Below are 6,964 nucleotides of genomic sequence, written 5' to 3' on the forward strand. Positions count from 1 at the left end.
CGCCAGCCGCTGGCCACAGCCCATGCACGAGCCGGCCGAGGCCTTCGTCCTGCAGTTCGGCGCCGACGGCAAGGGACCGCCCATCTGGGTCAGGGACCTGCCGCCAGGCACCAGGCTCGCCAGGGTGGGGTGAGAAAGGTGGAATAGCACGGACGAACCCGAGCAGGACGGCCGCCATGATGCGCACCCACCCCTGAGGGCGGCAGCCCGGCTGTGCACGGCCGGCAGACGGCTTATGTTCACCCGGCCCCCACCGAAGGACGAGCCGAGATGCCGAGCGGATTCCAGACCCAGTTGACCGCCGCCCGCCGCTTCGTGGACGACGTCCTCCTGCCGCTGGAAGCCGATCCCGCCTCGTTCGGCGAGGGCGAGCATATCAGCCACAGCCTCCTGCAGGACGTCCGAGCGCAAGCGAAGGAGCGCGGCCTGTGGGCGCCCCAGGTTGCACGGGAGCATGGCGGCCTGGGCTTCACGACCGCGGAGATGGCCGCCTTCTACGAGGAACTCGGCCGCTCCCGCTTCGGGCCGGTCGCCTGCAACTGCGCCCCGCCCGACGACGGCAACATGATCGTCCTGCAGAAGGTCGCGACACCCGAGCAGCAGCAGCGCTGGCTCCTGCCGATCGTCCGTGGCGACGTCCGCTCTTCCATCGTGATGACCGAGCCAGCCCCCGGCTCCGGCTCCGATCCGGCCGGCATGATGCTGACACGGGCGGAGAAGAAGGGCGACCGCTGGGTGGTCAACGGCCACAAATGGTACATCACCGGCGCGGAAGGGGCCGCCCATTTCCTGCTCCTGGCGCGCACCAGCGACGACCCGCGCCGCGGCCTGACCTGCTTTCTGTTCGATAAGGACCAGCCCGGCTGGCACATCGTCCGGCGCATCCCGATCATGGGTCCGGAGGAGCATGGCGGCCATTGCGAGCTGCGCTTCGAGGGCCTGGAGATCCCCGAGGAGAACGTGCTGATGGGCGTGGGCCTGGGCATGAAGGTCACCCAGATCCGGCTTGCCACCGCCAGGCTCACCCACTGCATGCGCTGGCTGGGCATGGCCAGGCGCGCGCTCGAGATCGCCCTGCCCTACGTGCGCGAGCGCGAGGCCTTCGGCACCCGGCTGGTCGACAAGGAATCGATCCAGATGGCGCTGGGCCGCGTCGTCATGGCGATCGACACCGGCCGCCTTCTCACCATGCGCGCCGCCCAAGCGCTCGACCGCGGCGAGAAGGCCCAGGCCGAGGTCTCGATGGCCAAGATCCAGGTGGCCGACACGCTGCACCTGGCGGTCGACACCGCCATCCAGCTCATGGGCGCCAACGGCTATTCCAAGGACACGCCCCTGGAGTGGATGTACCGCTACGCCCGCCAGGCCCGGCTGGTCGACGGCGCCTCGGAAGTCCACCAGACCATCGTGGCCCGCTCGTATCTGGCGGCCGAGGACGGGTTCTTCCGCCGATGACGCAAGGCACCTCGTACGGCCGGCTGACGTCGCTCCTACAGCGTCACCGCCTCGGCTTGCCGGGCACGGCGCGCCAGCAGCCATTCCCGGTGCCAGACATAAAGGCCCGAGCCGACCAGCACCGCCGCCCCCACCCAGGTCAGCGCATCCGGCCAGCGGTCATAGACCAGCCAGCCGAGGAACACGGCGACGATCAGTTGCGTGTAGGTGAAGGGTGCGATCACCGGGGCGGGTGCGTGGCGATGCGCCATGATCATCAGGAGGTGGCCGATCCCGCCCCAAAAGCCGATCGCGATGAACAGGGTCAGATGCCAACCAGTGGCCGGCGCCTCGAACACGAAGGGCATGAAGGGCAGCGTCGCGAGCGCGCCCACGATCGCCGTCCAGAAGAAGCTGACCTCGTGGTGGTCGATGCGCGAGGTGATGCGGGTGATCACCAGGTAGAGCGCGGAGATCGCGGCCGAGGCCAGCATGACCAGCGCCATCGGGTCGAACTCGGAAAGGCCCGGCCGCAGCACCAGGAGGACCCCGCCGAAGCCCACGCCCAGCGCGGTCAGGCGGCGCCAGCCGACCCGCTCGCCCAGGATGAGCATGGCGAACAGGGTGACGAACAGCGGGTTGGTCATGGCGATGGTGGCGGCATCCGCCAGCGGGATGCCCTTCAGCGCGACCACGGCGCACAGGGTGGCCATCGCGATCAGGACCGACCTGGCCAGCTGCAGCTTCGGTCGCAGCGATCGCCAGGGTGCCGGGCCGCGGTAAAGGAACGGCACGATCAGGGCGAGCAGCAGGTGGGCCGTATAGCGCGCCCAGACGATCTGCAGCGGATGGTAGCCCGCCTGGCCCAGATACTTGGCGATCGTGTCCTGCACGGCGAACATCGAGCAGCCCGCCATGAGCAGCAGCACGGCCAAGGGGCGGCCACGAATCGCCAATCGTCCACTCCCGGGCGGCCGCTACCCAGAAGGCCGCGGCCAAGCGCTACCATTCCCCGCTGCACAGGCGAAGAGAAGGAAGCGGAAGCGGGCCATGCGCGCAGGCCATGGCGGCATCGGCGCCGGAAAGCTCTAGCCGACGATGTCGACCGGCAGGCTCGTCATCCCGTCCAGCGTGATCATGGAGCTGCCGATCGAGAGGTCATGGTACCAGGCGATCGACAGGTCGATCACCAGCGCCCCGTCCACCACAGTCACGCCCAGGTCGAAACCGTCGATCACGCCGTCGCCGTTGCTGTCCAGCCTCGGCACCTCGCCGGCGTCGCCGGAATCCTGGTAGGCCACGATGCTGAGCGGGCCATCCTGGAAAATGTCGTAGTCGAGGATCCGATGGACGCCGAAGCCTTGTCCCTCGCCATAGGCGACGAATTCGAGGCTGTCCGCGCCGGACCCGAGCGAGATGGTCCTGCTGCCGGCCTCGCTGACATGGACATAGTCGTCGCCGCTGCCGGCCTCCACCGCGCCGAAGCCCCCGTCGGCGATCACGAAGTCGTCGCCCGGGCCGGCATCGACGAAGTCGTTGCCGGCAAAGCACTGGATCGTATCGTCGCCGCCGTTGCCGATCAGCACCTCGGGATCGGCGCTGCCCTGGATCAGGTCGTCGAGCGGGGTGCCATAGGCCCATGCCGCGTCGGATGCCTCGGCATCGTCGACGGCGGGATCGGTGGCAGTAAGATCGGTGCTGGGGCCTTCGACGAGGCTGGCCAGCCCCTCGCTGTACACCCAGCCATCGCCACTCAAGTCCAGACCCTGGCCATTCTCGGTGCTCACGATCCCGTTCCTTTCGCGGGCATCACGCTACCGGACGCTCGTCAGATCGGGCCGGTACGTCAAAGTAACGGTTCCGGAAACGCCGGGTTTCATCCGGACCGCTAATATACTTGTTCAGGTAGTTGAATTCTTTCGATTGTGGAGGTGGGTCTGCGCCGCCGAGGGCCGCTGGGGCAGCCGGCCCGCCAGATCGGTGCGCCGCGGCGTCGAACGAATCCGGCAGCATCGGTCCACCGGCCGTCATGCTGCCCGTTGCGTTCGCCCCTCGAACGGGGCACGTCTCCGACAGCGCGCGGCAGATCGATGACGTGATCGGGGATGTTCGAGATGAATGGCATGCTCACGCTGGACCAGCTGAAGGAGCTGATCGGTTCCGGTGACATCGACACGGTGGTGGTCGCTTTCACGGACATGCAGGGGCGGCTCATCGGCAAGCGGTCCACCGGCCACTTCTTCCTGGAGAGCGTCGTCACCGAGTGGCATGCCTGCGACTATCTCCTGGCGGTCGACATGGAGATGGAGCCAGTTCCCGGCTTCAAGTCGGCTTCCTGGGACAAGGGCTATGGCGACTTCGTCATCAAGCCCGACCTCGCCACCCTGCGCCGCATCCCCTGGCTGGAAGGCACCGCACTCTGCGTGGGCGATGTGGTCGACCATCATGGCCAGGACCTGCCGCACAGCCCGCGCGGCATCCTGAAGAAGCAGCTGGCGCGCCTGGCCGAGCGGGGAATGGTCGCCAAGATGGCGTCCGAGCTCGAATTCTACGTCTTCGACGAAGACTTCCGCGCCGCGCGAGACAAGCGCTACCACGACCTGCAGACCGCCGGCTGGTACATCGAGGACTACCATGTCTTCGAGACGACCAAGCGCGAGAAGCTGCTCCGTGCCATCCGCAACGGCATCGACGCCGCCGGCATCCCGGTCCAGGAGAGCAAGGGCGAGTGGGGGCCGGGCCAGGAAGAGCTGAACCTGGTCTATGCCGAAGCGCTGGAGATGGCCGACCGGCACGTCATCTTCAAGAACGGCGCCAAGGAGATCGCCTGGCAGCAGGGCAAGTCCCTCACCTTCATGGCCAAGTGGCGGAAGGACCTGGCCGGCAGCTCCTGCCATATCCATGCCTCGCTCTGGGACAAGGCCAGCGACAAGCCGCTCTTCGCCGACAAAGAGGCGCCGAACGGCTTCTCCAAGCTGTTCGGGCACTACCTGGCCGGCCTTCTCGCCGTCGGCGGCGATGCGACCCTGCTGCTGGCGCCCAACACGAACAGCTATAAGCGGTTCGTGGCCGGCAGCTTCGCACCGACGAACCTGGTCTGGAGCCGCGACAACCGCACGGCAGGCTTCCGCGTGCTGGGTGGCGGATCGGGGCTGCGCGTGGAGTGCCGCGTACCCGGCGCCGACGTGAACCCCTATCTCGCCTATGCCGGCCTCCTGGCGGCCGGGCTGTACGGCATCGAGCACGAACTCCCGCTGCCGGAGGCGTTCTCTGGCGACGCCTACAAGTCCGGCGAGGTGCCGGCCGTGCCGAACACGCTTCGCGACGCCTATGAACGGTTCGATCGCTCCGAGGTGATGCGCGCGGCCCTTGGTGACGACATGGTGGATCACTATGTGCATGCGGCACGCTGGGAGCAGGCGGAGTATGATCGTTCCGTCACCGACTGGGAACTGATCCGCTACTTCGAACGCGGCTGATCGTAGCCGGCGCAGGCTCGGCTCCACCGTTGCCAATCCCCCCTGGAGCTTTCCAGAACTGCAGGGGATCAGGGGAGATCGTCATGCTGATGCCAGCGCCGGACCAGGGCACCCTTGCGCGCCGCGAGGAGATCATGGCGGCCATGCGCGCGGTATTGCCGGGCGAATCCGTCATTGCCGATCAGGTCGGCCTGCGGCCCTACGAGTGCGATGGTCTCTCCGCCTACCGTGCCGTGCCGATCGCGGTGGTGCTGCCCCGCACCACGGCGGAGGTCGCGGAGATCCTGGCCTACTGCGACCGCGAGAAGGTGAAGGTAGTACCGCGAGGTGCCGGCACCTCGCTGTCCGGCGGTGCCTTGCCGCTGGTCGACGGGATCGTGCTGGGGCTGGGCAAGTTCAACCGCATCCTGGACATCGACTTCGAGAACCGGACGGTCACGGCCCAGCCAGGCGTCACCAATCTCGGCATCACGAAGGCCGTCGAGCATGCCGGCTTCTACTATGCGCCCGACCCCTCCTCGCAGATCGCCTGCTCGATCGGCGGCAATATCGCCGAGAACTCGGGCGGCGTGCACTGCCTGAAATACGGGCTAACCACCAACAACGTCCTGGGCCTGGAGATGGTCCTGCCCAACGGCGAGATCATTCGGCTGGGCGGCAAGCACCTGGATTCCGAGGGCTATGACCTGCTCGGCTTGATGACGGGGTCGGAGGGGCTGCTCGGTGTCGTCACGGAGGTGACGGTACGCATCCTGCAAAAGCCACCGGTGGCAAGGGCGGTGCTGATGGGCTTTCCCTCATCCGAACAGGGCGGCGATACGGTTGCGTCCATCATCGCCGCAGGGATCATCCCGGGGGGCCTGGAGATGATGGACAAGCCTGCCATCCAGGCGGCGGAGGACTTCTGCCACGCGGGCTACCCGCTCGACGTGGAGGCCCTGCTGATCTGCGAGCTGGACGGACCCGAGGTCGAGGTGAACCACCTGATCGAGACCGTGGTCGGCATCGCCCGGCAGCACGGAGCCGCGACGGTCAGGGTCAGCCAGAGCGAGGAGGAGCGGCAGCTGTTCTGGCTCGGCCGCAAGTCCGCCTTCCCCGCCGTCGGTCGGATCTCGCCGGACTATTACTGCATGGACGGGACCATCCCGCGCGGGCGGCTGGCCGAGGTGTTGGCACGGATGCAGGAGATGTCCAGCCAGTACGGCCTGCGCGTCGCCAACGTGTTCCATGCCGGCGACGGCAACCTCCACCCGCTGATCCTCTTCGACGCGAACAAGCCGGACGAACTGGAGAAGGCCGAAGCCTTCGGCAGCGACATCCTCAAGCTCTGCGTGGAAGTGGGCGGCGTGCTCACCGGCGAGCATGGCGTGGGGGTCGAGAAGCGCGACCTGATGCCCACCATGTTCACCGAGGCCGACCTGAATCAGCAGATCCGCGTCAAGTGCGCCTTCGATCCGGTCCAGATCCTCAACCCAGGAAAGGTGTTCCCGAAGCTGCATCGCTGCGCCGAGATGGGCCGCCTGCACGTGTCCGGCGGGCGGATCCCGTTCGCCGATCTTCCTCGTTTCTGACCGCCAGGGCTGAGAAAGCGCTTCATGGAACTGCTGGTGCCACAAAGCCTGTCGGAGGTGGAGGGGATGGTCGCCTCCGCCCTGGCTGCCGCCACGCCACTGTCCGTCCTCGGCCTTGGCGGGAAGTCGGGTCTCGGCCAAGCCGTTACGCAACCGACAGGTCTATCGACGCGGGCGCTTGCCGGCATCTCGCTCTACGAGCCCGAGGAACTGGTGATGTCCTGCGGCGCCGGCACGCTTCTCGCCGACATCGAGCGGACCCTGGCTGAAAGGCGGCAGCAACTGAGCTTCGAGCCGCCGGACGCTTCGGTCTGGTTCGGGTCCGAGCCCGGCCGCACGACGATGGGGGCGGTGTTCGCGACCAACCTCGCCGGCCCCAGGCGGTTCAAGGCGGGAGCACCGCGCGATCACCTCCTGGGCGTGCAATGCGTCACCGGCCGGGGCGAGACGATCAGGGCCGGCGGCCGCGTCGTGAAGAAC

At 67.4% G+C, this 6,964-nt stretch carries 6 protein-coding genes; 4 read left to right on the top strand and 2 right to left on the bottom strand.

From position 1 onward, the window contains the following. The first annotated feature begins 270 nt into the window (after nucleotides 1-270). The gene (locus tag VHL31_RS00800) at nucleotides 271-1,455 is read left to right on the top strand and encodes an acyl-CoA dehydrogenase family protein (RefSeq protein WP_329659298.1); all 1,185 of its coding nucleotides are present in this window, start codon (nucleotides 271-273) and stop codon (nucleotides 1,453-1,455) included. A gap of 35 nt (nucleotides 1,456-1,490) precedes the next feature. Here the strand turns inward: VHL31_RS00800 and VHL31_RS00805 are convergent, their stop codons facing one another. Together VHL31_RS00805 and VHL31_RS00810 are read right to left on the bottom strand one after the other, a co-directional pair. Further along, nucleotides 1,491-2,390: a DMT family transporter gene (locus tag VHL31_RS00805; RefSeq protein ID WP_329659299.1), complete on the bottom strand. Its 900-nt coding sequence runs from the start codon at nucleotides 2,388-2,390 to the stop codon at nucleotides 1,491-1,493. Nucleotides 2,391-2,522: 132 nt separating this feature from the next. After that, entirely contained in the window at nucleotides 2,523-3,221 is a 699-nt protein-coding gene (locus VHL31_RS00810; RefSeq protein WP_329659300.1) for a hypothetical protein, read from the bottom strand. A 327-nt stretch (nucleotides 3,222-3,548) separates the two neighbouring features. On the opposite strand from VHL31_RS00810, the gene VHL31_RS00815 reads away from it, so the two are divergent. The 3 genes from VHL31_RS00815 to VHL31_RS00825 all read left to right on the top strand — a co-directional run. After that, entirely contained in the window at nucleotides 3,549-4,913 is a 1,365-nt protein-coding gene (locus tag VHL31_RS00815) for a glutamine synthetase family protein (RefSeq protein ID WP_329659301.1), read from the top strand. An 83-nt stretch (nucleotides 4,914-4,996) separates the two neighbouring features. Next, entirely contained in the window at nucleotides 4,997-6,484 is a 1,488-nt protein-coding gene (locus VHL31_RS00820; RefSeq protein WP_329659302.1) for an FAD-linked oxidase C-terminal domain-containing protein, read from the top strand. A 24-nt stretch (nucleotides 6,485-6,508) separates the two neighbouring features. Then, nucleotides 6,509-6,964: FAD-binding protein (locus VHL31_RS00825; RefSeq protein WP_329659303.1), on the top strand; the 456-nt coding region annotated here is incomplete at its 3' end.

Source organism: Geminicoccus sp. (assembly GCF_036263595.1).
In the GTDB taxonomy this organism is placed as follows: Bacteria; Pseudomonadota; Alphaproteobacteria; order Geminicoccales; family Geminicoccaceae; genus Geminicoccus.